Origin of the sequence: Streptomyces sp. NPDC005374 (assembly GCF_042872225.1) — a bacterium.
Lineage (GTDB): Bacteria > Actinomycetota > Actinomycetes > Streptomycetales > Streptomycetaceae > Streptomyces.
Genome location: NZ_JBIAKA010000005.1, coordinates 331,832 through 357,593 on the forward strand (window position 1 = coordinate 331,832; position 25,762 = coordinate 357,593).

Sequence of the window (25,762 nt, forward strand, 5' to 3'; positions counted from 1 at the left end):
TGAAAGCCCGGAGAAATGGTCAGTCGGCCGACTCGTCGAGCGCACGCAGCACATCCGCCACCAGGTCCTCGGGATCCTCCGCGCCGACCGAGAAGCGGATGAAGCCCTCCGGCACGTCGTCCCCGCCCCAGCGTCGGCGTCGCTCGGCAGTGGAGCGCACCCCGCCGAAGCTCGTCGCGTCGTCCACGAGCCGCAGGGCGTCGAGGAAACGGCCGGCACGCGCGCGCGTGGGCAGCGTGAAGGAGACCACGCACCCATAGCGCCGCATCTGTTGGGACGCGATCTTGTGCGAGGGGTCGTCGGACAGCCCCGGATAACGCAGCCCGGTCACCTCGGGCCGTGCGCGCAGCACCTCGGCGAGCACCAGGGCGCTCGCGTTCTGCCGGTCGACCCGCATCTGGAGCGTGGCGATCGAGCGATGCGCCAGCCAGGCCTCCATGGGCCCCGCGATCGCCCCCACGATCTTCCGCCAGCGGCGTACGGCGTCCATGGCCTCGCCGGCGCGACCCGTGACGTACCCCAGGAGGACGTCTCCGTGCCCCGTGAGCTGCTTGGTGCCGCTGGCCACGGAGAAGTCCGCTCCGAGCTCCAGCGGGCGCTGTCCGAGCGGTGTGGCGAGTGTGTTGTCGACGGCGACGAGAGCTCCACGCGCGTGTGCCGCCTCGGCGAGCCGCCGGATGTCACACACGTCGAGCCCGGGATTGGACGGACTCTCGATCCACAGCAGCCGCGCGCCGTCGAGGACGTCGAGCTGGGCGTCGCCGCCGGTCGGCGCGGTGCGCACTTCGATGCCGTAGGCCTCCAGCTGGGTCCGTACCAGGGGCATCGCCTGGTAGCAGTCGTCGGGCAGGACCACGGCGTCGCCCGTGCGCAGCTGGGAGAACAGCACCGACGAGATGGCGGCCATCCCCGAGGCGAAGACGAGCGTCTCGACGCCGTCCTGCCCCGGTGCCTCCAACTCGCCGATCGCACGTTCGAGCAGAGTCCAGGTCGGGTTCGTGTCACGGCCGTATGTGTACGGACCGTCCACCTCCCCCGGCAGATGGAAGTGGGCCGCGAACGCCGGACCGGGCAGTGTCGGTTCGTTCTTGACCGCCTCGGGCAGTCCGGCCCGTACCGCGCGTGTGCCCTCGCCGTCGCCCGCAGCCCTGTCGCTCATGCCACCCGTCCCTCCGTCTGTTCGCGTACCGCGGTGAGCAGCCCCTCGCTCGCCGCCTCCACCATCTCAAGACACTCCTCGAAGCCGTCCCGGCCCCCGTAGTACGGGTCCGGGACATCGAGGTCGGCGCCCGCTGCGGGGTCGTACGAACGCAGCAGCCGTACCTTCCCGGCGTCCTCCGGGGTGGGTGCGAGGCTCCGCAGGGCCCTGAGGTGACCCGTGTCCAGGGCGATGACGAGGTCGAGGCGGGAGAACCAGGACGGCTGGAACTGCCGGGCCGTGTGGCCGCCGTCGTAGCCGTGTTCCTCCAGGACGGACACGGTGCGCGGGTCGGCGCCGTCGCCCTCATGCCAGCCGTCCGTGCCGGCGCTGTCGATCTCGACCAGGCCGTCCAGGCCTGCTTGCGCCGTACGGGCGCGGAAGACCGACTCGGCCATCGGGGAACGGCAGATGTTGCCCGTGCAGACGAAGCAGACGCGGTAGGTCACGGCCTGCTCAGTCCTCGTCGGGCAGGACGACGTGCAGCGCCCAGGACACGATCGAGATGATCAGTCCGCCGAGGACCGCGGTCCAGAAGCCCTCGACGTGGAAGCTCAGGTCGAGTTTGCCGGCCAGCCACGAGGTGAGCAGCAGCATCAGGGCGTTGACCACCAGGGTGATCAGGCCGAGCGTCAGGATGAACAGTGGGAAGGTCAGCGTCTGCACGATCGGCTTGACGAGGAAGTTCACCAGGCCGAACACCAGCGCGACCAGGACGAGCGTCCAGACCTTCTTGCCCGTGCTGTCACCGGTCAGGGTGATCTTGTCGAGCAGCCAGACGGCGACCGCCAGGGCGCCGGCGTTGGCGATCGTCTTGACTACGAAATTCTTCATGTGTCTGATCGTGGCAGAAGAGATCGGTTACGAGTACGGCGAGGGCGGACGAAGTCGATGAAGGCATTCCGGTTGGACGAACTGGAGGCGGAGCGTGCCGCCAATGACGGCGCCTACCTCCAGTTCCTGCGTGAGCGGAACATGTCGGTCGGCCTGTACGCACTCGATGCGGGCTCGCAGGACCCGCAGCAGCCGCACCACCAGGACGAGGTCTACTTCGTGGTGAGCGGCCGCGCGGCGATCACCGTGGGCATGGAGACCACCCAGGTGGCACGCGGCAGTGTGGTGTACGTGCCGGCCGGGGTCGCACACAAGTTCCACCACATCAGCGAGGACCTGAGGGTCATGGTGGTGTTCTCTCCCCCGGAGAGCTGACTGAGGCCTCGGGGTTCCCTAGGGGATCAGTCAGGGGAGGACAAGGGATGCCAGGCCCCCGCCGGGACACCTGTCGGCCCTAGCATCGAGTGCAGGACATTGGTGATCCGGCACTGAAGGTGCCGGACTGCAGAGAGGTGTAGGGCGATGGGAGAGATTTTCGCGGGGCTGCCGTGGTGGGTGAAGTGGATCGCGGTGCCGGTCATCGCCCTGGTCGTGTTCGGCGGACTGATAGCCACAGTCGTCGGCTTCGTCTTCTACCTGCTCTTCAAGGTGCTGCTCTTCGTGGCGCTGGTCGGCGGACTCGTCTACGTCGTACGGAAGTTCATGTCGAGCTCCTCGTCACGCAGCGACTGGTGAGCGTCCGGAGCGGCCGGGGCGAGGGGTAACAGGGACGACCTGTTCCCTCGGGCGAGGGAAGTTTTCCGGACGGGCCCCATACGTGTGGGGGCGGACCGTTAAAGTCCGGAATTCGACGCGGGGAAGACCCCGCGAGCGGCGTACACCCCCTCCCGTGTTCCCTTGCACGGGCTGCCCCCTCGCGCTCCGGGAGTGACCCTTGGCCACGGCTGACACCGCACCCGCACAGTTCGACGCCCGCTCGACGACAGCTCCCGTGCAGGCCACGGCTCCCTCACCGACGGCCTCGGTACGGGCGACAGCTCCCGTACAGCCGACGACCCCGGTTCGGCCGTCAGTTGCCGGCCAGGCACCCTGTGCCGGGCAGACACCTGTTCCTGCACGGCCGACCGCGCCCGTCCAGCGACACGCGGCGACACCCTCCGAACGGCAGGAGCAGCCCCACTCCGCGACCCTCATCGGGTCCGTCCAGCGCGCGATGCGCCTGCTCGAATCCGTCGCGGAGCACGAGCACGGAGCCCCGGCCAAACAACTCGCCCGCGAGACCGGACTGGCGCTCCCCACGGCGTACCACCTGCTGCGCACCCTCGTCCATGAGGGCTATCTACGCCGGGACAAGGGCCTCTTCTTCCTCGGCGAGGCAGCAGAGCGGCTGAGCAGCAGCGGAGCCCAGCAGAAACGTCGCAGCACGGTCGGCGAGGCGCTCGCGCACTGGCGCGACCTGATCGGTGTGCCGGTGTACTACGCGCAGTACCGGGACGGAGAGATCGAAGTGCTCTGTGTCTCCGACACCCCGGGCAACCCGGCGGTCGAGGAGTGGGCCGACTTCCGTGAGACCGCGCACGCGCACGCCATCGGGCAGTGCCTGCTGGCCCAGCTCGACGAGGAGGCCCGGCGCGACCACCTCGACCGCTATCCCGTGCAGTCCATCACTCCGTACACGGTGCGCGACAACCACCACCTGCTCCGGCGTCTCGAACGGACCGGCCGGATGGAGCCGGTGATCGAACGTCAGGAGTACGCGCTGGGAACGGTGTGCGCGGCCCTTCCGATCACATTGGGTAACGCGGCGGCGACGATGGCCATCTCTCTCCCCGCTCATCAGTCGGACCGGCTCATGGCCGCAACCCAGCAACTGCAAGGGGAAATCGGGCGTCTGATGGGTTCGCTCGCGATCTCTATCAGTATCTGAAAACTCACTCCTTGTGATCTGCCGCATACGTTCAGCAAGATGCCACCAGTGTCAGAGGGATCATTCCCGGCCAACCAAGGCAGATGACGGGGTAGGCGATGCGCGAGACCGTACAGGCAGAGGTCATGATGAGCTTTCTGGTGTCGGAAGAGCTCTCCTTCCGCATTCCGGTGGAGCTGCGCTACGAGGCTTGTGATCCCTACGCCGTCCGACTGACGTTCCATCTGCCGGGTGATGCCCCGGTGACCTGGGCCTTCGGCCGCGAGCTGCTGATCGACGGGGTGGGCCGGCCCTGCGGTGAGGGTGACGTACACGTCGCGCCCTCCGGTCCCGACCTACTGGGCGATGTGCTGATCAGGCTTCAGGTCGGCGGTGACCAGGCACTGTTCCGCTCGTCGACGGCGCCGATCATCGCCTTCCTCGACCGAACCGACAAGCTGGTGCCGCTCGGCCAGGAGGCCGCGAAGGCCGATTTCGACACCCACCTCGACGAGGCACTGGACCGGATCCTGGCGGAGGAGCAGAGCGCGGGCTGACGCCATACGGCAGTGAGGTGGCGGAACGCTTCATCATGGGCCGGGAGGGCGCAGGAACGCTTCTGCCGGGTGGATGCGGCGGCGGCCGTCGGGCAGGACACCGTCGTCAGGACGCGACGAGAGACGGATGCCAGTCGATGACGGGCTGATCGGTCAGGCTCGGGCCGGGCGAGCGGCTGGTCGGCGTCGAGGCGAGGCGAAGTGGACGCGAGGCGAAGTGGGGCGACGTGTTCTCCCGTCCTCGCACCGCGGCATCTGGGCGTGCCTTCAGGGGCGTCGACCCCTCTCAGTGCCTGCGCCGCCGTCCCTTCCCGCCCCGGGCCGGAGACGGGCGGCCACCCGCCGTGCCCGCACTCGCGCTCGTCGCCGGCGCGGGTGCGGGAGCCGCGGTCCCCGCCCTCGCCGTATCTGTGCCAGGCCGGTCGGCCGAGACCACCAGGGCCGCGAGGGCCGTGGTGACCGGTACCGAGGCGACGAGGCCGATGGATCCGACCAGCGTCCGCACGATCTCCTCCGCGACCAACTCGCTGTTGGCGACGACCCCCACGCTGGACTGGGCGATGGAGAAGAGCAGCAGCAGCGGCAGAGCTGCGCCCGCGTAGGCGAGGACGAGCGTGTTGACGACGGACGCGATGTGATCGCGACCGATGCGGATACCGGCGCGGTACAGCCCGCGCCAGCCCATCGCCGGGTTGGCCTCGTGCAGCTCCCAGACCGCCGAGGTCTGCGTGACGGTCACGTCGTCCAGGACGCCGAGCGAGCCGATGATGACACCGGCGAGCAGCAGACCGCTCATGTCGATCGACGGATACAGCCCGTGGATGAGCCCGGTGTTGTCGTCGGTGTTGCCGGTGAGCGCGGCCCAGCCGATGAACAGCGAGCCGAGGATGCCGATCAGCACCAGGGAGATCAGGGTGCCCAGTACCGCCACCGAGGTACGGGCCGACAGACCGTGGCACATGTAGAGGGCGATCAGCATGATGGCGCTCGACCCGATCACCGCCACGAGGAGCGGGTTCGAGCCCTGCAGGATCGCGGGCAGGACGAAGAAGTTCAGCACCATGAAGCTGATGGCCAGCGCGACCAGCGCCATGACACCGCGCAACCGCCCGACGACCACGACGGCGAGCGCGAAGATGCCGGCCAGCAGGCCCATCGGGAACCTGCGGTTCACGTCGGTGACCGAGTACTGCAGGTCCTTGGGCGCCGAGGGCTCGTACGCGACCACGACCTTCTGGCCCTGGTGCAACTGCCGTGACTGGTCCGGCTGCACGATCTCCGTGAAGGTGCGGCCCTTGTCGTTGCCCGTGTCGACCCGGATCGTTGCCTTCTTGCAGGTGCCGTTCGCCTGCTGCTCGGCGGAGGAGCCCTCGGCGGTGGAGGTGTCTCCGGTCGGGGCCTCCCCCGAGGCGTTGACCGACTTGCAGCTGACGCTCACGACCTTGCTGACGGTGGCCTGCTGGGTCTGCCGGTCGAAGCCGACCCCTGTGCGTTCGTGCGCGGGGGCACCGCCTGGCCAGAGCATCACAAGCCCCACGAGGACGGCCGCGCCGAAGGGGATCAGGATCGCCGCGATGACTTTCCGCAGGTGCTTGGAGACGGGGGCCGCCGGGCCGTGGCTGTGACTGTGGCCGTGCCCGCCACCGCCACCGCCACCGCTTCCGTGCCCGTGGCCGTCGCCACCTCCGCCATGGCCGTCATGACGGTTGTTGTCGCCTCCGCCTCCGCCATGGTTGCTGCCAGGAGCGACGTCACCGTCGCCAGGTCTGTGTCCCTGGCTGTAGGCGTGCCCGTCGCCGTGTTCATGCTCGTGCCAGCCGTCCGACCCGCCGGCTCCGGGAGCACTGCGGGAGCCTCCGCCAGGGCCATACCCGAGGCGGTTTCCGGGTCCGCTTCCGGAGCCCGGCCGGCGCGGTGGCTCGGGAGGCGGGTACGGGGGCTGATGCGTCGTGGTCACCGACCGATCATCGCAAGAACGAATGGGGCCCCCTGTTCACCGCGCCCGAATTGACGCTAGCGTGGTGGCACCTTTGTACACGCGGGAGCTCGGAGCACCGGGCTGAGAGGGCGCTGACCTCCGTCCCAGCGATGTTTCACGTGGAACGTCCTCACGAGTGAGTGACGTTCCCCACGAAACGTCGGCAGACGGAAACCGCTGCGTCGACCGCCGAACCTGTTACCGGGTAATGCCGGCGTAGGGAGTAGGTCTCATGACCATCAAGGACGCACGCACGCCTGCCTCCAGCCAGGACGAACAGCCCATTCGGGGTGGAAACCCCACGCAACATCCCACGGAGGCCGGGACGTCCATCGGCTGGCACAAGGCGTACATCGAGGGCTCACGCCCCGATCTGCGGGTGCCGGTCCGTCAGGTGCACCTCACCAACGGGCAGTCGGTCACGCTGTACGACACTTCGGGCCCGTACACCGATCCGCTGGCCGAGACGGACGTCCGCCGGGGCCTGGTGCCGTTGCGGGAGAACTGGATCGTGGCCCGCGGGGACACCGAGGAGTACGCGGGCCGTCCTGTGCGCCCCGAGGACGACGGCGTGAAGCACACCTCACCGCGGGGCGGACTGCGCAACCTCGACGCGGTCTTCCCGGGTCGGCCGCGCCAGCCGCGCCGGAGCCGTGCCGGGAACGCGGTCACACAGCTCGCCTACGCCCGACGCGGAGAGATCACACCGGAGATGGAGTACGTGGCCATCCGGGAGAACGTCTCTGCGGAGGTCGTCCGCGAGGAGATCGCGGCGGGCCGCGCGGTGCTGCCGGCGAACGTCAACCATCCTGAGATCGAGCCGATGATCATCGGCAAGCGGTTCCTGGTGAAGGTCAACGCCAACATCGGCAACTCCGCGGTCACGTCCTCCATCGAGGAGGAGGTCGACAAGATGACCTGGGCGACCCGCTGGGGCGCTGACACGGTCATGGACCTGTCCACCGGCCGCAACATCCACACCACGCGCGAGTGGGTACTGCGCAACTCCCCCGTTCCCATCGGGACGGTGCCGCTCTACCAGGCGCTGGAGAAGGTGGACGGCCGTGCCGAAGAGCTGACCTGGGAGATCTACAAGGACACGGTCGTCGAGCAGGCCGAGCAGGGTGTGGACTACATGACCGTCCACGCGGGCGTGCGCCTGCCGTACGTACCGTTGACGGCCAACCGCAAGACGGGGATCGTCTCGCGCGGCGGCTCGATCATGGCGGCCTGGTGCCTGGCGCACCACAAGGAGTCGTTCCTGTACGAGAACTTCGAGGAACTGTGCGAGATCCTCGCCGCCTACGACGTCACGTACTCGCTGGGCGACGGCCTCAGGCCCGGTTCGATCGCGGACGCCAACGACGAGGCGCAGTTCGCGGAGTTGCGCACGCTCGGGGAACTCAACCGGATCGCGAAGCGTTTCAACGTACAGACCATGATCGAGGGCCCGGGACACGTCCCGATGCACAAGATCAAGGAGAACATCGACCTTCAGCAGGAGATCTGCGATGAAGCTCCGTTCTATACGCTCGGCCCGCTGACCACCGACGTCGCGCCGGCCTACGACCACATCACCTCCGGCATAGGCGCCGCGATGATCGCCTGGTGGGGCACGGCGATGCTCTGCTACGTCACGCCCAAGGAGCACCTGGGCCTGCCCAACCGGGACGACGTCAAGACCGGGGTCATCACCTACAAGATCGCCGCCCACGCGGCCGACCTCGCCAAGGGACACCCGGGCGCCCAGGAGTGGGACGACGCTCTTTCCGACGCCCGCTTCGAGTTCCGCTGGGAGGACCAGTTCAACCTCGCCCTGGACCCGGACACGGCCCGCGAGTTCCACGACGAGACCCTCCCGGCCGAGCCGGCCAAGACAGCCCACTTCTGCTCCATGTGCGGGCCGAAGTTCTGCTCGATGAAGATTTCCCAGGACATCCGCCGGCTTCACGGCGACAGCCAGGAGGAGATCGAGGAGGGCATGGCCCAGAAGTCGAAGGAGTTCGCGGCTTCGGGCAACCGGGTGTATCTGCCGATCGCCGACTGACGGCGATGCCGCGGCACGGGGCGCGTCGGGGCAGCAGAGTGAGGCAGAGAACCTGAACCAACCGGACGCGCAGCCGGGTCTTCGGCTTGCGCTCCCCGTGGTGGGGGCGCAAGCCGAGGGGCTGTTCCGGCTGTGACGTCGGCTCGTGTCACTCCGGCTGGTGTTCCGGCCCCCCGAAGTCCGGGCTGCTGTAGTCCGGGCTGGTGAAGCTCGGACGGGCGCCCGAGGCTCCCTCGTCGGGGCTGGAGAAGCCGGGGCGGTCGTAGCCGAGGTTGGGCATGCGGCTGGTCGGTGCGGGCGGTGCCGTGTGGTGCAGTGCGGCGGTGCCCGGGTCGGCCAGTGCCTCTCTGAGGAAGGGGAGGATGCCGCGTTCCAGCAGTGCCTCGCGCCAGGCGTTCCTGGCCCGTGCCACCTCCCCGCTCAGCTCGCCGTACCCCGGGTCCGGTGAGGGCCGGTTGCGCAGCGCGGTGAGCAGCAGCCCGCCGGCGGCGACCAGGATCGCGGCCGCCGTCATGGCTCCGAACACCCAGCCGATGGTGATCATGGTGTGGGCCAATGCGGGCTCGGGGTTGAGCATCTGGAGGATGTAGCCCACGAGCAGGAAGATCGCCGCGGCGATGCCGGCGAGGACGGGCGTCAGGACCGCGGCGACGGCGACGGCGCCCGCACCGGTGGTCTCGGCGACCTCTCCCACGGCCGTGGCGAGCCCCATCGCACCGGTGCCGGACTCGGCCGGGCCGGGTTCGTGCACGGACGACAGGGTGGGCGGCGTTGGGCGGCGCTGTTCCTCGCGGACCTTCACGTAGTGCTGGTACTCGTTCGCCGCGGCCGCCGTGATGAGCGCGGTGGCGTTGAGCGCCATGGTGCGCAGCTGTTCGGGATTCAGCCGTTGTCCGACAGCGGCCAGTTCGGGACGGTGTGGGGCGGAGCGCAGCGCCTCGTCGAGGATCCGCTCGTACTCCTGGCGGTCCTCGCTGTGCAGGTGCTGCGGAACGCTGTTCATGTGCATCCCCCGATGCTCCGTAGGGCTTGGGGCTCGCATGCCAACGAGCCGTCGGGCAGAAACGGAGGGGAGCCTGCTACGGATAACCAAGATGGTAGAGCGGCGACGGCACAGGGTGACAGGGGGTTTCCAGAAATTGGCCTCTGGCCTGCGCTCTCGCCGGTCAGTCCGTCATAGGGGGACATCTGCCCCGTGAAGGGTTCAGATATCCAGGGGCAGTTGCTGGACCAGCAGTTTTCCGGCCATGGTCACCCCGCCGTCCATCGCGATGGCCAGTCCGTCGGCGTAGACGTGGGGTCCCTCGACCACCGGACTGGATTTGTCCTCGTCGTCTTCGGAGCCCACTTCGCCGAGCAGATAGGGAATCGGGCTGTGTCCGTGAACGATCCGGGCGCCGCCGTAGGTGTCGAGCAGGGAGCGCACATGGTCGGCGCCGCCTTCGTCGCGGAAGGAGAAGCGCTTGGTGAACTTGCGGAACAGATCCCACACCTCGTCCGCGTCGTTGCGCGTGAGGGTCTCGCGGACGGTGTCGTTGACCGCCTCGATCGAGTCGCCGTAGTCGAGATAGGCGGTGGTGTCGGAGTGGACGAGCAGATGGCCGTCGACCTCCTCGATGGCGTCCAGCCGGGCCATCCACTGCAGATGATGGTCCTGGAGCCGGTCCATGTCGGTCTTCTGCCCGCCGTTGAGCAGCCAGGCTGCCTGGAAGGTGGCGGTGCCCGCGCCGGAGTTGACGGGGGTGTCGCTGAACCGCTTCGCGCCGATCAGCAGGAGCTCGTGGTTGCCCATCAGGGCCTTGCAGTAGCCGCCGGCCGCCGCGGCCTCCGCGGACAGCCGCATCACGAGGTCGATGACGCCGATGCCGTCGGGCCCGCGGTCGGTGAAGTCGCCGAGGAACCACAGCCGGGCGGTGCCCGCGCACCAGTTTCCCGCCGCGTCGACGAGGTCCTTCTCCTGGAGTGCGCCCATCAGTTCGTCGAGGTACCCGTGGACGTCGCCGACGACGAAGAGCGGACCGGGGCCGTCCGCCGCGTCGGTTGCGGGGTCGGCGGCTGTCTGGAGCGTGTCGTCCTGGTTGATGACGGGCAGGTCCTGCTCGGTCGGGGTGTACCCCTCCGGGTACGCCTCCTCGTGGGCCGGGACGACGTCGCCGGGGTGTGCGCTGTGGCCGTATGGACCGGTCTCGTTGACGTACGCGGGTACCCGGAAGTCGCGCAGCACTGGCGTGCGCTCCATCTCGGGTCCCTGACCGGCCCCCTGAGTCATCAGACCCCTCCACCATCGCGCCGCATCTGCACCGCTTCGGACTGCCTGGTCGCAGCGGCCCGCGGTGTCGTGGGCCCATCATAGGAATGCGGATCGCGCCATGTGATGACCCAGGGGTGGTGAATCGGAGCAAGACTCCTGTTCACCGCGGCATTCGCCCCGATTGGGCCGGGCTTCGACCGTCGCCCGGCCGTTCCTGGACTACTTCTCCTCGGGCGAGCGCGGCGGGCTGACCGTCGTGCGCGGGGCTCGTCGCTGGGACGAGGTGCGCACGATCAGCTCCGTCGGTATCACCTGCTCGACCGGCTGGTCCGATTCGACCCCCTCGATCGCGTCGATGAGGAGCTGGACCACAGCCGTGCCGATGCGACGCGGCTTGAGGGAGAGCGTGGTGACGGGCGGCTCGGTGCTGGCGTACACGGTGGATTCGCTGCAGCAGACGATCAGCAGGTCCTCCGGAACGCGCAGACCGTAGCGGCGGGCGGCTGCCAGCAGGTCGGTGCCGTTCGGGTCGAACAGGCCGTACACGGCGTCGGGGCGGTCGGGGCGCGCGAGCAGCCGGTCGGCGGCGACGGCGCCCGCGCACGGATCGTGTGCCGGATAGGCCTCGTAGACCGGGTCCTGGCCCACCCGCTCGCACCAGCGCAGATAAGCGCTGGTCGACAGATGGGTGTACGTGTCCGTGGTCGTCCCGGTCAGCAGGCCGATGCGGCGGGCGCCGGCGTCGGCCAGGTGGTCGAGGATGCCGAGTACGGCGGCCTCGTGGTCGTTGTCGACCCATGCGGTGACCGGGAGTGTGCCCGCCGGGCGGCCGTCGGAGACGACCGGTAGGCCTTGCCGGACCAGTTCGCTGACGACCGGGTCCTGGTCGGACGGGTCGATGACCACGGTGCCGTCCAGGGCGACGTTCGACCACACGTCGTGGCGCGAGGTCGCGGGCAGGATGACGAGGGCGTAGCCGCGGGCGAGCGCGGCGGAGGTGGCGGCCCGGGCCATCTCGGCGAAGTACGCGAACTCGGTGAAGGTGAAAGGTTCATCCCCGTACGTCGTCACGGTCAGGCCGATGAGCCCCGACTTGCCGGTACGGAGGGTTCTGGCTGCGGCGGAGGGCCGGTATCCCAGCCGGTCGGCGACCTCCCGGACATGGCGGCGGGTGGCGTCCGGGAGTCTGCCCTTGCCGTTCAGGGCGTCGGAGACGGTCGTGATGGAGACTCCGGCGGCGGCGGCCACGTCTCTGATGCCCGCCCGGCCCGGCCGACTGCCTCGACGTGAGGTTTCCGCGCGGCTCACCTGGTGCTTCCCTGCTGCTGTCATGGCGAGCCGATAGTAGGGCTCATGCGGTGGGGTAGGGCGGACGCATATGCACGCGTTGACAGGCACGTTTCTGCAAGGTCATCTCATGTCAATCACCTGTGAAACAGAGCCAGTTAAACGATCCAATGGCACTACGTAACTTGTCGGCACGCATGGGCCTGCCAAGTCCCCGATGTTTCGAAGAGGTCTCAACTCACCTGTACGGGCGACGCGCGCTACGGCGCGAGCCACCGGCGCATAGATATATGTGACCGCGCCCCCTGATTCGTCTGACTTCGTACGGTGATGCCCGTGATGCCAGTGAGGCTGATGAGGTTGGCCCTCACCTGTACGCAGCTGCGCCCAATCCTCATAAGGTGAGCAGTATTGGAAGCGGTGTCATGAGGAGGACTGCGGTGAGCGAGACAAGCCCCAAGCTGCGCGCCGAGCTGGAGGGTATCCCCACCTACAAGCCGGGCAAGCCCGCCGCGGCCGGCGGTCCGGTGGCCTACAAGCTGTCCTCCAACGAGAACCCGTATCCGCCGTTGCCGGGCGTGCTGGAGACCGTGACCGCCGCGGTCGCCTCCTTCAACCGTTACCCGGACATGGGCTGCACGGGCCTGATGAACGAGCTGTCCGAGCGCTTCGGCGTCCCGCTCTCGCACCTGGCCACCGGCACCGGCTCGGTCGGCGTCGCCCAGCAGTTGATCCAGGCGACCTCCGGACCCGGCGACGAGGTGATCTACGCCTGGCGGTCCTTCGAGGCGTACCCGATCATCACGCAGATCAGCGGTGCCACCTCGGTGCAGGTGCCGCTGACGGCGGGCGATGTGCACGACCTGGACGCGATGGCCGACGCGATCACCGAGCGGACCCGGCTGATCTTCGTCTGCAACCCCAACAACCCGACGGGCACGGTCGTGAAGCGGCCCGAGCTGGAACGGTTCCTCGACCGGGTGCCGAGTGACGTGCTGGTGGTGCTCGACGAGGCCTACCGCGAGTTCATCAGGGACCCCGAGGTGCCGGACGGCGTGGAGCTGTACCGCACGCGGCCGAACGTGTGTGTGTTGCGCACCTTCTCCAAGGCGTACGGCCTCGCGGGCCTGCGCGTCGGCTTCGCGATCGCCCACGAGCCGGTGGCCGCGGCGCTGCGCAAGACCGCGGTGCCCTTCGGGGTCAGCCAGCTCGCGCAGGAGGCGGCGATCGCCTCGCTGCGGGCCGAGGACGCACTACTGGGCCGGGTTGGCTCGCTGGTGTGTGAGCGCAATCGCGTGGTGGAGGGGCTGCGGGCCCAGGGCTGGACGGTGCCCGAGACCCAGGCCAACTTCGTGTGGCTGCGGCTGGGGGAGCGCACGGTCGACTTCGCGGCGGCGTGCGAGCAGCACGGCGTGGTCGTACGGCCGTTCGCTGGCGAGGGTGTGCGGGTGACGATCGGGGAGACCGAGGCGAACGACATCTTCCTGAAGGTCACGGAGGGCTTCCGCAAGGAGCTTTAGCTCACACCGACCGCGCGTCTGTGCAGGTCAGGGCGGATCGGAAGGGGGGTTCCCGGCGGTAATCGGGACCCCCCTTCGTCTGTCGAATACAGGTGCGGCATACTGGGCTTGTGAATGTGAACGCTTTCACAAGCGGGACCTTTAGTAAGCATTTGTTCCACAAGCCTGTGAGGTAAGGAGCGGCGACGTGGACCTGGCTCTGGCGCCGGAGACCCTGGCGCGCTGGCAGTTCGGCATCACCACCGTCTACCACTTCCTGTTCGTCCCCCTGACGATCTCGCTGGCGGCCCTCACGGCCGGCCTTCAGACCGCCTGGGTGCGCACGGAGAACGAGCGGTACCTCAGGGCCACCAAGTTCTGGGGCAAGCTCTTCCTGATCAACATCGCGATGGGCGTGGTCACCGGCATCGTGCAGGAGTTCCAGTTCGGCATGAACTGGTCCGACTACTCGCGCTTCGTCGGTGACGTCTTCGGTGCCCCGCTCGCCTTCGAGGCCCTGATCGCTTTCTTCTTCGAGTCCACGTTCATCGGCCTGTGGATCTTCGGCTGGGACAAGCTGCCCAAGAAGATCCACCTGGCCTGCATCTGGATGGTCTCGATCGGCACCATCCTGTCGGCGTACTTCATCCTCGCGGCCAACTCGTGGATGCAGCACCCGGTCGGCTACCGGATCAACGAGGCGAAGGGCCGGGCCGAGCTCACCGACTTCTGGCTGGTGCTGACCCAGAACACCGCTCTCGCCCAGGCCTTCCACACGCTCAGCGCGTGCTTCCTGACCGGAGGCGCGTTCATGGTCGGCATCGCGGCCTTCCACCTGTTCCGCAAGAGGCACATCGCCGTGATGAAGACCTCGCTGCGGCTGGGCCTGATCACCGTGGTCATCGCCGGCATGTTCACCGCCATCAGCGGCGACACTCTCGGCAAGGTCATGTTCAAGCAGCAGCCGATGAAGATGGCCGCCGCCGAGGCGCTGTGGGACGGCCAGGACTCGGCGCCGTTCTCGATCTTCGCCTACGGCGACGTGGAGAAGGGCCACAACACCGTGGCCATCGAGATCCCGGGCCTGCTGTCCTTCCTCGCCGACGACACCTTCACCTCGTACATCCCCGGCATCAACGACGTGAACAAGGCCGAGCAGCAGAAGTACGGGCCGGGCGACTACCGTCCCAACATCCCCGTCACCTTCTGGGCGTTCCGCTGGATGATCGGCTTCGGTATGACGTCCTTCGCCATCGGGCTCGCCGGCCTCTGGCTGACCCGCAAGAAGTTCATGCTGCCGCAGCACCTGAGGGTCGCCGAGGACGAGGTGCCGAACCTGGTCCTGTTCAAGAACAAGGCGCTCAGCCCGAGGCTCGGCAGGCTGTACTGGCTGGCGGCGATCTGGACCCTCGGCTTCCCGCTGATCGCCAACTCCTGGGGCTGGATCTTCACCGAGATGGGCCGCCAGCCATGGGTCGTCTACGGCGTTCTGCAGACCCGGCACGCGGTCTCCCCCGGCGTCTCCCAGGCCGAGATCCTCATCTCGATGATCACCTTCACGACCCTCTACGCCATCCTCGCCGTCGTCGAGGTCAAGCTGCTCGTGAAGTACGTCAAGGCCGGACCGCCCGAGCTCACGGAGGCCGACCTCAACCCGCCCACGAAGATCGGCGGCGACGCCCGTGACGCCGACAAGCCGATGGCCTTCTCGTACTAGGCCTCGCTGCTAGGCCAAGGGAGCTCAAGTCATGGAACTTCACGACGTCTGGTTCGTGCTCATCGCCGTCCTGTGGACCGGCTACTTCTTCCTGGAGGGCTTCGACTTCGGGGTCGGTGTCCTCACCAAGCTGCTCGCCCGCAACCGGGTCGAGAAGCGCGTCCTGATCAACACCATCGGCCCCGTCTGGGACGGCAACGAGGTGTGGCTGCTGACGGCGGGCGGTGCGACCTTCGCGGCCTTCCCCGAGTGGTACGCCACGCTCTTCTCCGGGTTCTACCTTCCGCTGCTGGTCATCCTGGTCTGCCTGATCGTCCGTGGCGTCGCCTTCGAGTACCGGGCCAAGCGGCCCGAGGAGAACTGGCAGCGCAACTGGGAGACCGCGATCTTCTGGACCTCGCTCATCCCCGCGTTCCTGTGGGGCGTCGCCTTCGGCAACATCGCGCACGGCGTGAAGATCGACAGGAACTTCGAGTACGTCGGCACCCTGTGGGACCTGTTCAACCCCTACGCCCTTCTCGGTGGTCTGGTGACGCTGACGCTGTTCACCTTCCACGGCACGGTGTTCACGGCCCTCAAGACCGTCGGGGAGATCAGGGAGCGCGCCAGGAAGCTGGCCTCGTGGGTCGGTCTCGTCACGGCCGCTCTGGCACTGCTCTTCCTGCTGTGGACCCAGGTCGACAGTGGTGACGGCAAGAGCCTGGTCGCGATGGCGGTTGCCGTGGCCGCATTGGTCGCCGCTCTGGTGGCCAACCAGGCCGGGCGTGAGGGATGGTCGTTCGCGCTGTCCGGTCTCACCATCGTGGCCGCTGTGGCCATGCTCTTCCTGACGCTCTTCCCGAACGTCATGCCGTCGTCGCTCAACTCGGACTGGAGCCTGACGGTCACCAACGCCTCGTCGAGCCCGTACACCCTGAAGATCATGACCTGGTGCGCGGGGATCGCCACACCTGTGGTGATGCTCTACCAGGGGTGGACGTACTGGGTGTTCCGGAAGCGGATCGGCACGCAGCACATCGCCGAAGCCGCCCACTGAGCCCGATGTGGGGCATGTTTCACGTGAAACATGCCCCTTGAGAAGAGGGTGTGTTTCACGTGAAACCGATCGACCCGCGTCTGATCCGATACGCCAGAGCCACCCGACTCTTCCTGGTGGCCGTGGTCGGCCTGGGCGTTCTCGGAGCCTTGTTGGTCATCGCCCAGGCGATGCTCATCGCCGAGATCGTGGTCGGCGCGTTCCAGCACGGCATGTCGGTCGCCGAACTCCGTACTCCCCTGCTGCTGTTGGCGGCAGTGGCCGTCGGCCGTGGGCTGGTCTCCTGGCTCACTGAGCTCGCCGCCCATCGTGCGAGTGCAGCGGTGAAATCGCAGTTGCGGGGACGGCTGCTGGAGCGTGCCGCGGCCCTTGGTCCCGGGTGGCTGAGCGGGCAGCGGACCGGGTCCCTGGTCGCCCTCGCCACCAGGGGAGTCGACGCCCTCGACGACTATTTCTCCCGCTACCTCCCGCAGTTGGGGCTGGCGGCGGTTGTACCGGTGGCGGTGCTGGCGCGCATCGTGACGGAGGACTGGATCTCGGCGGCCATCATCGTCGGGACCCTGCCGCTCATCCCGGTCTTCATGGTGCTGATCGGCTGGGCCACCCAGTCCCGGATGGACCGCCAGTGGCGGATGCTGTCCCGGCTGTCCGGGCATTTCCTGGACGTCGTCGCGGGACTGCCGACCCTGAAGGTGTTCGGCCGGGCCAAGGCGCAGGCCGAGTCGATCCGGCGCATCACCGGTGAGTACCGGCAGGCGACCATGCGGACGCTGCGGATCGCCTTCATCTCCTCCTTCGCGCTGGAGCTGCTGTCGACGCTCTCCGTCGCGCTGGTCGCCGTGACGATCGGAATGCGGCTCGTCCACGGTGAGATGCATCTGTACGACGGCCTGGTCATCCTCATCCTGGCCCCCGAGGCATATCTGCCCCTTCGTCAGGTGGGTGCGCAGTACCACGCGGCGGCTGAGGGGCTGGCCGCCGCCGAGGAGATCTTCTCGGTGCTGGAGACGCCGGTCCCGCCCTCGGGGACCAGTCCAGCGCCTGCGGGCGCGCTTTCCTTCGAGCAGGTCTCGGTCCGCTACCCGGGCCGGTCGGGAGACGCCGTCTCAGGCGTGTCCTTCGACGTCGCGCCCGGCGAGACGGTCGCTCTGGTCGGGCCCAGCGGCGCGGGCAAGTCGACGCTCCTGAACGTCCTCCTGGGATTCGTAAGGCCCACCGAGGGGCGGGTGCGGATCGGGGACGCCGATCTCACCGATGTCGACCTGGAGGAGTGGCGGTCCCGCATCGCGTGGGTGCCGCAGCGGCCGCAGCTGTTCGCCGGAACGATCGCCGAGAACGTGCGGCTGGCGCGTCCCGACGCGGACGGGACCGCCGTACGGCAGGCGTTGGCGGACGCGGGGGCGCTGGAGTTCGTCGACGCACTGCCCCGGGGGGCGGACACCGTGCTCGGCGAGGACGGGGCCGGGCTGTCCGCCGGCCAGCGGCAACGGCTCGCACTGGCGCGGGCGTTCCTCGCGGACCGGCCGGTACTGCTCCTCGACGAGCCGACGGCGGCGCTCGACGGAGCGACCGAGGCGGAGGTCGTGGCGGCTGTACGTCGGCTGGCAGCCGGACGGACGGTGCTACTGGTGGTGCATCGGCCGGCGTTGCTGGGGGTGGCGGACCGGGTGGTGCGACTGGCGGAGCCGGTGACCCACGCACCGGCGGAAGTCACGGCCAGGGCATCCGCGGCACAGGTGGTGGCCGATGCCTCCGTTTCGGCCGACCCGGGAGCGATCGACGCGCCGTCGGACCGGCGCGGCCCCCTCGCCCGCGTCCGCGCCATGTCCGGCGCCCGAAGCGGCAGGCTCGCACTCGCGCTGCTCCTCGGCAGCCTCGCCCTCGGCAGTGCCGTCGGGCTGATGGCCACCTCGGGGTGGCTGATCTCGCGGGCCTCGCAGCAGCCCCCCGTGCTGTATCTGATGGTGGCCGTGACGGCGACCAGGGCCTTCGGGATCGGACGGGCCGTGTTCCGGTACGCGGAGCGACTGGTGTCGCACGACGCGGTGCTGAGGATGCTCGCCGACACCCGGGTCGCCGTCTACCGGAGGCTGGAACGGCTGGCGCCCGCCGGTCTGCGCACGGCCCGCCGGGGCGATCTGCTGTCGCGGCTGGTCTCCGATGTGGACGCGCTGCAGGACTACTGGCTGCGCTGGCTGTTGCCCGCCGGCGCCGCGGTCGTGGTGTCGGCTGCCTCCGTGGGCTTCACGGCCTGGTTGCTGCCCGAGGCCGGTGCCGCGCTCGCCGTGGGCCTGTTGGCGGCCGGTGTCGGTGTCCCGCTGGTCACCGGAGCCGTGTCCCGCCGGGCCGAGCACAGGCTGGCCCCCGCCCGTGGGGAACTGGCGGTCCGCGTGACCGATCTCCTCACCGGGACCGCCGAGCTGACCGTCGCCGGTGCCCTGCCGGCCCGCACCGCAGAGGCAAGGAGGGCCGATGGCGTCCTGAAGCAGATCGCCTCCCGAGCCGCCACCGCCACTGCCCTCGGTGACGGGCTCACCGCCCTGATCTGCGGACTGACCGTCACGGCCATCGCCCTGGTCGGTGTCCAGGCGGTCGCCGCCGGGCGCCTGGGCGGGATCGCCATGGCCGTCCTGGTGCTCACTCCGCTGGCCGCCTTCGAAGCGGTTCTCGGGCTGCCGCTCGCCGTGCAGTACCGCCAGCGGGTGCGCAGGAGCGCGGAGCGTGTGTACGAGGTGCTGGACGCGCCCGAGCCCGTACGGGAACCGGAGCAGGGGCGACAGGCACCCTCCTCGCCGTTCCCGGTCGTCCTCAAGGGCCTGGCCGCCCGTCACGAGGGGCAGGACCGGGACGCGCTTGCCGCGTTCGACCTGACCCTTCACCAGGGCCGCAGGGTGGCCGTGGTCGGCGTGTCCGGCTCCGGCAAGACGACGCTCGCGCAGGTGCTGCTGCGCTTCCTGGACGCGGACACCGGCACCTACACCCTGGGCGGCGTGGACGCCTACGGGCTGCACAGCGACGACGTACGGCGGCTGGTGGGGCTGTGCGCGCAGGACGCGCACCTCTTCGACAGTTCGGTGCGCGAGAACCTGCTCCTGGCGAAGAAGGAGGCGACCGAGGACGAGTTGCGGGACGCCCTGCGGCGGGCTCGGCTGCTCGACTGGGCCGAGGGCCTTCCCGACGGACTCGACACGCTGGTCGGCGAGCACGGGGCGTGGCTGTCCGGCGGCCAGCGGCAGCGCCTCGCGCTGGCCCGGGCACTGCTCGCCGACTTCCCGGTCCTCGTCCTGGACGAGCCCGCCGAACATCTCGACCTGCCCACCGCGGACGCGCTCACCGCCGATCTGCTGACCGCCACTCAGGGCCGTACGACACTCCTCATCACACACCGGCTGGCGGGACTCGAGTCGGTGGACGAGGTGGTCGTACTTGACGAGGGACGGGTGGTGCAGCGCGGTTCCTACACGGAGCTGGCGGCCACGGAAGGGCCGCTGCGGGAGATGGCCGCGCGGGAGGCCGAGTCGGAACTGCTGGTGGGAGCACGCTAGGGCCGGCCTGCTGGGGGTGGCTCGGGAGGACCAGTCCGGCTTTCTGGACGAAATGGAACTTACTACGCTCGGGTCATGCCCACCCCTCAGGGACTGCCGACCGAACTGGCCGCACGGCTGCCGCAGCTTCTGGAGGCGATGCGGTCCGTCGGCAGCGGTCTGGAGCTGCGCTCCATGCTGGAGAGGATCTGCGGGACGGCGGCGGAGCTGACCGGCGCGCGGTTCGCGGCCATCAGTGTCGTCGATGAGGACGGCGACGGTCCCGACGGCTTCGTCTTGCACGGGACCGACGAGGCGACGGGCCGGCGGATCGGGCGGTTGCCCGACGGGTGCAAAGAGCTGCTCGGGGCCCTCGTTCGCGACTCGGAGCCGGTGCGGCTCGCGGATCTGGCCGTGGACCCGCGCGCGTGCGGCTTCCCCGAGCACCATCCACCGATGCGCGCCTTCCTGGGCCTGCCCGTCCGGGTGCGGGGGGAGGTCTTCGGCACCCTGTATCTGGCGGAGAAGCGTGGAGGCGGGCCGTTCGACGACCACGACCTCGATCTGGCCCGGGTGCTGGCCACGGAGGCGGGTATCGCCGTCGGCAACGCCCGTCTGTACGAGGCGGCACAGCAGCATGAGCGCTGGATCGACGGCTCGGTCGCCGTGACCACCGCCCTGCTGTCCGGCGGTGACACCGACGACGCTCTGCAGGTCGTCGCCGAGCAGGCCCGCAGGTTGTCCCGGTCGACGGCCGGGATCGTACTTCTGCCTGGTGACGAGGGCGGCCTGGAGATCGTGGCCGTGGCAGCGGACAAGCCGTCGGACGCGCTCGGCATGGTGGTTCCGCCGGACAGCGAGATCGTCGCCGAACTCCTCGACGGACAAGCCGTGTTCGTGCGGAACGCGGCTGAGGACCCACGTGTGCCCAGTCGCTTCGCGCGCGACTACGGCCCGATCATGATGGTGCCTCTCCAGAGCGAGGGCCGGGTGCTGGGCAGTCTCGTCACACCACGCGCCCGCGGGGAACGACCGTTCACGGAGGCGGAGCGCACCCTCGCCGTCCAGTTCGCCTCGCAGGCCGCGCTCGCGCTGATGATGGCCGAGACACAGCGGGACCGGGAGCGGCTCGCGGTGTACGAGGACCGCGACCGGATCGCCCGCGACCTGCACGACCTCGTCGTCCAGCGGCTGTTCGCCACCGGAATGACGCTCGGGAGTGCGCAGCGCAGGTCGGCCGTGCCTGAGGTGCGGGCCGGGGTGGGCAGGGCGGTCGACGAACTCGACACCACCATCCAGGAGATCCGCACCGCGGTCTTCGCGCTGCAACAGGGCCCGGCCGAAGCCCCGGTGGGACTGCGCACCCGGGTGCTGCGGGAGATCAACCTGGCTGCGGTGCCGCTCGGGTTCACGCCCTCGCACCGCTTCACCGGGCCGGTCGACACGGCGGTCGGCGACCTGGTCGGCGCACACCTCGTCGCGGCCCTGCGCGAGGCGCTCTCGAACGCCTTCCGGCACGACGGGGCCTCTCGGATCGATGTCCTCGTCGATGCGAGTGCGACCCTGCCGGACGGCCGCCCCGGTGTCCGGCTGACCGTCGCGGACGACGGTGTCGGCATCCCCGAGGGCGGTCGGCGCAGCGGTCTGCGCAATCTCGAACGACGGGCGGAGTCCCTGGGCGGCGACAGCGGCCACGGGCCGGGGATCGGCGAGGACGGCGGAGGGGCGACGGTCATGTGGGAGGCCCCGCGTTGAAGGGCCTGCTGTGACCCGTCCGCAGCAACGCTTCCCCCACCCGTACGACTTGAACAGGACCGCGTACCGGCAGCCGGGTCAGGATCGCTGACATGCGATCACCTCGCCGTCACCCGCTGCTGGTTCCGGCGCTGTTGTGCGCGTTCGCGGTGCTGGCGGCCCGGCCCACGAATGCCGCCGACAACGGCGGGGCCCGGCCCGAGGACGGGGAACCGGGGATCAGCGCGCAGGTGGCACGGCTCTACCAGGACGCGGCCCGCGCCACCCAGCGGTACGAAGCGGGGCACCTGGAGGCGCAGACCCAGCGGGCGCAGGCACTGCGGTTCGAGGGACTCCTCGACCGGGAGCGGCGGGAGATCGCCGTCCTGCACGAGGACCTCGGCCGTATCGCCCGGGCCCAGTACCGCGACGGTGGCGGGCTGCCCCTCACCGCGCAGATCATCTTCGCGGGCGACCCCGGTGAGTTGATGCGGGGTCAGCACGTCTTCTCCCGGACGACGCTGGCCGTCAACAACGCGGTCGACAAGAGCCGTCGGGCCGAGACACGGCTCAAGGCGGACGAGACGAGGGCCGCGGCGGCCTCGCGGACGCTGGAGAAGCGGAGCACCGAACTCGCCGCGTTGAAGGCGGACATCGAGCAGAAGCTCGAGGAGGCCCGTTGGCGGTTGCAGGGGCAGGCCGACACCTCCGTCGCGGCCGGCTCGTGCCGGGGTGCCGTACGACTTGACCAGCCGCAGCAGGCCCCGACGGGCGCATGGGTCACGCCGGTGGAGGCGTACGAACTGTCCGCGGGGTTCGGCAGCGGTGGGTCGCGTTGGGCGAGCTGGCACACCGGGCAGGACTTCGCGGTGCCGATCGGGACCCCGGTGCGGGCGGTGGGCGCCGGCCGGGTGGTGAGCGTGTCCTGCGGCGGGGCCTTCGGCATCGAGATCGTGATCGAGCACACCGGCGGCTACTACACGCAGTACGCCCATCTCGCCGCCGTCACCGTCGACCAGGGGGAGAGCGTCGGCCCCGGCCGGTTGATCGGCCAGTCGGGCACGACCGGCAACTCGACCGGCCCGCACCTGCATTTCGAGGTGCGGGTCACCCCGGAGTCGGGCTCGGCGGTGGATCCGGTGCCGTGGCTGGCCGCACGAGGGGTGCCGGTCGGCTGATCCCTAGAACCGCTCCGCCAGCATCCGCTCGATCACGACGGCCACCCCGTCGTCGTTGTTGGCGACGGTCTGGCCCGAGGCCGCGGCGATCACGTCCGGGTGGGCGTTGCCCATCGCGAACGACTGTCCCGCCCAGGTCAGCATCTCGACGTCGTTGGGCATGTCCCCGAAGGCGACGACCTCTTCGTGCGAGATGCCGCGCTCGGCACAGCACAGAGCGAGCGTGCTGGCCTTGGAGACACCGGGGCCGCTGATCTCCAACAGGGCGCTGGGGCTGGAGCGGGTGACATTGGCACGATCGCCGATGGCGAGGCGGGAGAGGGTGAGGAAGGCGTCCGGGTCGATCGAGGGGTGGTAAGCGAGGATCTTCAGCACCGGCTCGTCCGCACCGGGGCCGTCCTCCGCCAGCAGCCGCTCGGCCGGGGCGAGGTTGTCCGGGATCTCCATGTGCAGCTTGGGATAGTCCGGCTCCTGATAGAAGCCGTACGTCTGCTCCACCGCGTACACCGTGCCGGGCGCGGCCTCGCGCAGCAGCCGAACGGCGTCCAGCGCGTTCTGACGGGCCAGCTCGCGTACCTTCACGAACCGGTGGGCGCCGGGGCCGCCGTGCAGGTCGACCACCGCGGCGCCGTTGCCGCAGATCGCGAGGCCGTGGCCGTGGACGTGGTCGCTGACGACGTCCATCCAACGGGCCGGGCGGCCGGTGACGAAGAAGACCTCGATACCCGCCTCCTCGGCGGCAGCGAGGGCCGCGACGGTACGCGGGGACACCGACTTGTCGTCGCGCAGCAGAGTGCCGTCGAGATCGGTGGCGATCAGGCGCGGAGGTATGTCGGCTGCCGGGGTCTCGGGCTGTCGGGTCGCTGAGGTCACGCGCTCATTCTCCCGCATATGCGCGCACGACCGTGCGGGTGGCCGCACAGGTGAGACATAGATGACGCAGGGCCGGGCCGGCCGCCCCGGGGCCGCCCTCTCAGCCCAGCTGCGCAGATGCCTCCATGGCGATCTGTTCGAAGATCTTCTCGTCGGCGGCGAAGTCCGAGTCAGGAATGGGCCAGTGGATCACGAGCTCGGTGAAGCCGAGCTCCCGGTGCCTGCCGGCGAAGTCGACGAAGGCGTCGAGGGACTCCAGCGGGCGGCCCCGGTCCGGGGTGAAGCCGGTGAGCAGGATCTTGTCCAGCCCCTTCGCGTCCCGGCCCAGCGCCGCGCAGGCGTCCGTGAGCCTGTCGACCTGGCCGCGCAGCGCCTGGACCGACTGTTCCGGCGTGCCGTTCTCGAACAGCTTCGGGTCACCGGTGGTCACCCACGCCTGCCCGTGACGTGCGGCGAGTCGCAGCCCGCGCGGCCCCGTGGCGGCCACGGCGAAGGGCAGCCGGGGCCGCTGTACGCAGCCGGGGATGTTGCGGGCCTCGTGCGCCGAGTAGAAGTCTCCCTCGTAGGACACGGAGTCCTCGGAGAGCAGGCGGTCGAGCAGCGGGACGAACTCGGCGAGCCGGTCGGCGCGCTCGCGCGGGGTCCACGTGTCCTGGCCGAGCACGGTGGCATCGAAACCGGTGCCGCCCGCGCCGATACCGAGGGTCACCCGGCCGCCGGAGATGTCGTCGAGGGTGATCAGTTCCTTGGCGAGGGTCACCGGGTGCCGGAAGTTCGGTGAGGTCACCAGGGTGCCCAGGCGCAGCCGCTCGGTGACGCCCGCGGCGCCGGTCAGGGTGGGCACGGCACCGAACCAGGGGCCGTCGCGGAAGGTGCGCCAGGACAGATGGTCGTAGGTGTATCCGGTGTGGAAGCCGAGTTGCTCCGCGCGCTGCCATGCTTCGCGGCCCCCCTCGTTCCAGCGGCGGTACGGGAGGATCACGGTGCTCAGGCGCAGACTCATGGATCCGAGCGTATGCGCCGGACGGTGTTTCACGTGAAACAGTGACTCACGGTCATGGAGTGCGGCCGTTGAGCCATGGGCTGAGCCCGACCGGGATGAACTCCTTGTGCACACGGTCGCCCGGCAGCGGCACCATCAGGAAGCGGCCGGGCGGGAAGCGGCGTGCTTTCACCCAGGCGTGGCCGTCGTAGAGGGCGTGGAGGAAGGCGGGGACGTCGGCACGGGCGACGTCGGGGCACTCGACTCCGTCGACGGTGATCAGGGCGTCGTCGTCCGGGAACAACCGCACGTCCACCTGGGGGCGGCCGCCGAGTTCGACGTAGGCCTCGTGGGGCAGGGTGCCGTCCGGGTCGGTGGTGACGCCGACGCCCGCTGCGCTGCGGCGTGAGGTCTGGTCGGCGCCGATGTCGTGGGTCACCTCGATGGTGAGCCCGTACCGGGCGGCGAGGGAGCGGAGTGCGGTGACGGCGGCCTCGGTGCTGGGGAGGTGCTCCATGCCTTGGTCCATGGCGTCGATCATCTCCCGCCGGGGCTCAGTGAGACTCGGGAAACCGCAGGTAGCGAGGTGGCACGCTCTTGGTCAGCCACACGCCGTTCGCGCTGACGTGGAAGACATGGCCGTCCCGGTGCATGGCCGCCGAGTCCACGGAGAGCACGACGGGACGGCCGCGGCGGGAGCCGACCCGGGTCGCGGTCTCTCGGTCGGGCGACAGGTGCACGTCGTGCCGGTTCATGGGGCGCAGCCCCTCGGAGCGGATCGCGTCCAGGTTGCGGGCCACGGTGCCGTGGTACAGGTACGGCGGCGGGGTCGCCGGGACGAGCCCGAGGTCGACTTCGACGCTGTGGCCCTGGCTGGCGCGGATGCGGGTGCCGTCGATGGCGAAGCGCTGCTTGTCGTTGGCGGCGACCACATGGTCCAGCTCTTCCCGCGTGATGCGGAAGCTGTGCGCGGCGGCCGCGGTGAGCAGTACGTCGATCTCGACCCAGCCGGCCTCGTCGAGTGTGAGCCCGATCCGTTCGGGTTGATGGCGCAGATGCTTCGAGAGGTACTTCGACACCTTCACGGTGCGTCTCTCGTCCATCTCGCGCGGCTTGCTCTCCTTCATCCCACCACAGTGCCGGGAGAGACGTGAATCACGC

At 69.4% G+C, this 25,762-nt stretch carries 22 protein-coding genes and 1 riboswitch; of the genes, 11 read left to right on the plus strand and 11 right to left on the minus strand.

The window, feature by feature from the left end; all coding sequences use genetic code 11:
- Positions 1–19 precede the first annotated feature (19 nt).
- Genes ACFYRX_RS15305 through ACFYRX_RS15315 form a run of 3 tightly spaced genes read right to left on the minus strand, consistent with a single transcriptional unit; the run spans position 20 to position 2,032 of the window.
- Positions 20–1,159, minus strand: a complete 1,140-nt coding sequence (locus tag ACFYRX_RS15305; protein ID WP_389099655.1) for a cystathionine gamma-lyase — start codon at positions 1,157–1,159, stop codon at positions 20–22.
- Positions 1,156–1,647, minus strand: a complete 492-nt coding sequence (locus tag ACFYRX_RS15310) for a low molecular weight protein-tyrosine-phosphatase (protein ID WP_389099657.1) — start codon at positions 1,645–1,647, stop codon at positions 1,156–1,158. Before ACFYRX_RS15310 ends, ACFYRX_RS15305 begins: the two co-directional genes overlap by 4 nt.
- A 7-nt stretch (positions 1,648–1,654) precedes the next feature.
- On the minus strand, positions 1,655–2,032 hold the full coding sequence (locus ACFYRX_RS15315; protein WP_389099659.1) for a phage holin family protein: 378 nt from the start codon (positions 2,030–2,032) through the stop codon (positions 1,655–1,657).
- Between the two features lie 57 nt (positions 2,033–2,089).
- On the opposite strand from ACFYRX_RS15315, the gene ACFYRX_RS15320 reads away from it, so the two are divergent.
- The 4 genes from ACFYRX_RS15320 to ACFYRX_RS15335 all read left to right on the plus strand — a co-directional run bounded on the left by ACFYRX_RS15320 (position 2,090) and on the right by ACFYRX_RS15335 (position 4,495).
- Positions 2,090–2,407, plus strand: coding sequence for a cupin domain-containing protein (locus tag ACFYRX_RS15320; RefSeq protein ID WP_389099661.1), 318 nt, complete (start codon positions 2,090–2,092; stop codon positions 2,405–2,407).
- Positions 2,408–2,554: 147 nt separating this feature from the next.
- Entirely contained in the window at positions 2,555–2,767 is a 213-nt protein-coding gene (locus ACFYRX_RS15325; RefSeq protein WP_389099662.1) for a DUF5326 family protein, read from the plus strand.
- Positions 2,768–3,224: 457 nt separating this feature from the next.
- A complete protein-coding gene (locus ACFYRX_RS15330; RefSeq protein WP_389100012.1) occupies positions 3,225–3,959 on the plus strand; it encodes an IclR family transcriptional regulator in 735 nt (244 codons plus the stop codon).
- Between the two features lie 98 nt (positions 3,960–4,057).
- Positions 4,058–4,495 (plus strand): SsgA family sporulation/cell division regulator, encoded by a 438-nt coding sequence (locus ACFYRX_RS15335; RefSeq protein ID WP_389099664.1) that lies wholly within the window; start codon positions 4,058–4,060, stop codon positions 4,493–4,495.
- A gap of 286 nt (positions 4,496–4,781) precedes the next feature.
- Here ACFYRX_RS15335 and ACFYRX_RS15340 read toward each other — a convergent pair whose 3' ends face one another.
- The gene (locus tag ACFYRX_RS15340; protein ID WP_389099666.1) at positions 4,782–6,452 is read right to left on the minus strand and encodes a YibE/F family protein; all 1,671 of its coding nucleotides are present in this window, start codon (positions 6,450–6,452) and stop codon (positions 4,782–4,784) included.
- 71 nt (positions 6,453–6,523) lie between these two features.
- Positions 6,524–6,713: riboswitch (TPP riboswitch) on the plus strand.
- Here ACFYRX_RS15340 and thiC point away from each other — a divergent pair.
- Complete coding sequence (gene thiC, locus ACFYRX_RS15345) at positions 6,706–8,520, plus strand: phosphomethylpyrimidine synthase ThiC (RefSeq protein WP_389099668.1); 1,815 nt, start codon at positions 6,706–6,708, stop codon at positions 8,518–8,520. (Overlaps the previous riboswitch by 8 nt.)
- 148 nt (positions 8,521–8,668) lie before the next feature.
- Here thiC and ACFYRX_RS15350 read toward each other — a convergent pair whose 3' ends face one another.
- The 3 genes from ACFYRX_RS15350 to ACFYRX_RS15360 all read right to left on the minus strand — a co-directional run bounded on the left by ACFYRX_RS15350 (position 8,669) and on the right by ACFYRX_RS15360 (position 12,103).
- Entirely contained in the window at positions 8,669–9,529 is an 861-nt protein-coding gene (locus tag ACFYRX_RS15350) for a hypothetical protein (protein ID WP_389099670.1), read from the minus strand.
- 195 nt (positions 9,530–9,724) lie between these two features.
- Positions 9,725–10,789 carry a metallophosphoesterase gene (locus ACFYRX_RS15355; RefSeq protein ID WP_389099672.1) on the minus strand — a complete coding sequence of 355 codons (1,065 nt, stop codon included), beginning with the start codon at positions 10,787–10,789 and terminating at the stop codon, positions 9,725–9,727.
- A 201-nt stretch (positions 10,790–10,990) separates the two neighbouring features.
- A complete protein-coding gene (locus ACFYRX_RS15360) occupies positions 10,991–12,103 on the minus strand; it encodes a LacI family DNA-binding transcriptional regulator (protein WP_389099674.1) in 1,113 nt (370 codons plus the stop codon).
- Positions 12,104–12,498: 395 nt separating this feature from the next.
- Between ACFYRX_RS15360 and hisC the strand changes: the two genes are divergently transcribed.
- From hisC to ACFYRX_RS15390, 6 genes are all read left to right on the plus strand, one after another.
- Positions 12,499–13,578 (plus strand): histidinol-phosphate transaminase, encoded by a 1,080-nt coding sequence (gene hisC / locus ACFYRX_RS15365; protein ID WP_389099676.1) that lies wholly within the window; start codon positions 12,499–12,501, stop codon positions 13,576–13,578.
- A gap of 187 nt (positions 13,579–13,765) precedes the next feature.
- The gene (locus tag ACFYRX_RS15370; RefSeq protein WP_389099678.1) at positions 13,766–15,274 is read left to right on the plus strand and encodes a cytochrome ubiquinol oxidase subunit I; all 1,509 of its coding nucleotides are present in this window, start codon (positions 13,766–13,768) and stop codon (positions 15,272–15,274) included.
- Positions 15,275–15,305: 31 nt separating this feature from the next.
- Complete coding sequence (cydB, locus tag ACFYRX_RS15375; protein WP_389099680.1) at positions 15,306–16,310, plus strand: cytochrome d ubiquinol oxidase subunit II; 1,005 nt, start codon at positions 15,306–15,308, stop codon at positions 16,308–16,310.
- A 59-nt stretch (positions 16,311–16,369) separates the two neighbouring features.
- On the plus strand, positions 16,370–19,855 hold the full coding sequence (gene cydD / locus ACFYRX_RS15380) for a thiol reductant ABC exporter subunit CydD (protein ID WP_389099682.1): 3,486 nt from the start codon (positions 16,370–16,372) through the stop codon (positions 19,853–19,855).
- Positions 19,856–19,930: 75 nt separating this feature from the next.
- Positions 19,931–21,589: a GAF domain-containing sensor histidine kinase gene (locus ACFYRX_RS15385; RefSeq protein ID WP_389099684.1), complete on the plus strand. Its 1,659-nt coding sequence runs from the start codon at positions 19,931–19,933 to the stop codon at positions 21,587–21,589.
- A 92-nt stretch (positions 21,590–21,681) separates the two neighbouring features.
- Positions 21,682–22,746: a peptidoglycan DD-metalloendopeptidase family protein gene (locus tag ACFYRX_RS15390; RefSeq protein ID WP_389099686.1), complete on the plus strand. Its 1,065-nt coding sequence runs from the start codon at positions 21,682–21,684 to the stop codon at positions 22,744–22,746.
- A 3-nt stretch (positions 22,747–22,749) separates the two neighbouring features.
- Here the strand turns inward: ACFYRX_RS15390 and ACFYRX_RS15395 are convergent, their stop codons facing one another.
- From ACFYRX_RS15395 to ACFYRX_RS15410, 4 genes are all read right to left on the minus strand, one after another.
- Positions 22,750–23,619, minus strand: a complete 870-nt coding sequence (locus ACFYRX_RS15395) for a Cof-type HAD-IIB family hydrolase (protein ID WP_389099688.1) — start codon at positions 23,617–23,619, stop codon at positions 22,750–22,752.
- Positions 23,620–23,719: 100 nt separating this feature from the next.
- Positions 23,720–24,622, minus strand: a complete 903-nt coding sequence (locus tag ACFYRX_RS15400; RefSeq protein ID WP_389099690.1) for an LLM class flavin-dependent oxidoreductase — start codon at positions 24,620–24,622, stop codon at positions 23,720–23,722.
- Positions 24,623–24,674: 52 nt separating this feature from the next.
- On the minus strand, positions 24,675–25,130 hold the full coding sequence (locus ACFYRX_RS15405) for a hypothetical protein (protein WP_389099692.1): 456 nt from the start codon (positions 25,128–25,130) through the stop codon (positions 24,675–24,677).
- A gap of 25 nt (positions 25,131–25,155) precedes the next feature.
- A complete protein-coding gene (locus ACFYRX_RS15410) occupies positions 25,156–25,728 on the minus strand; it encodes an RNA 2'-phosphotransferase (protein ID WP_389099694.1) in 573 nt (190 codons plus the stop codon).
- Positions 25,729–25,762 lie beyond the last annotated feature (34 nt).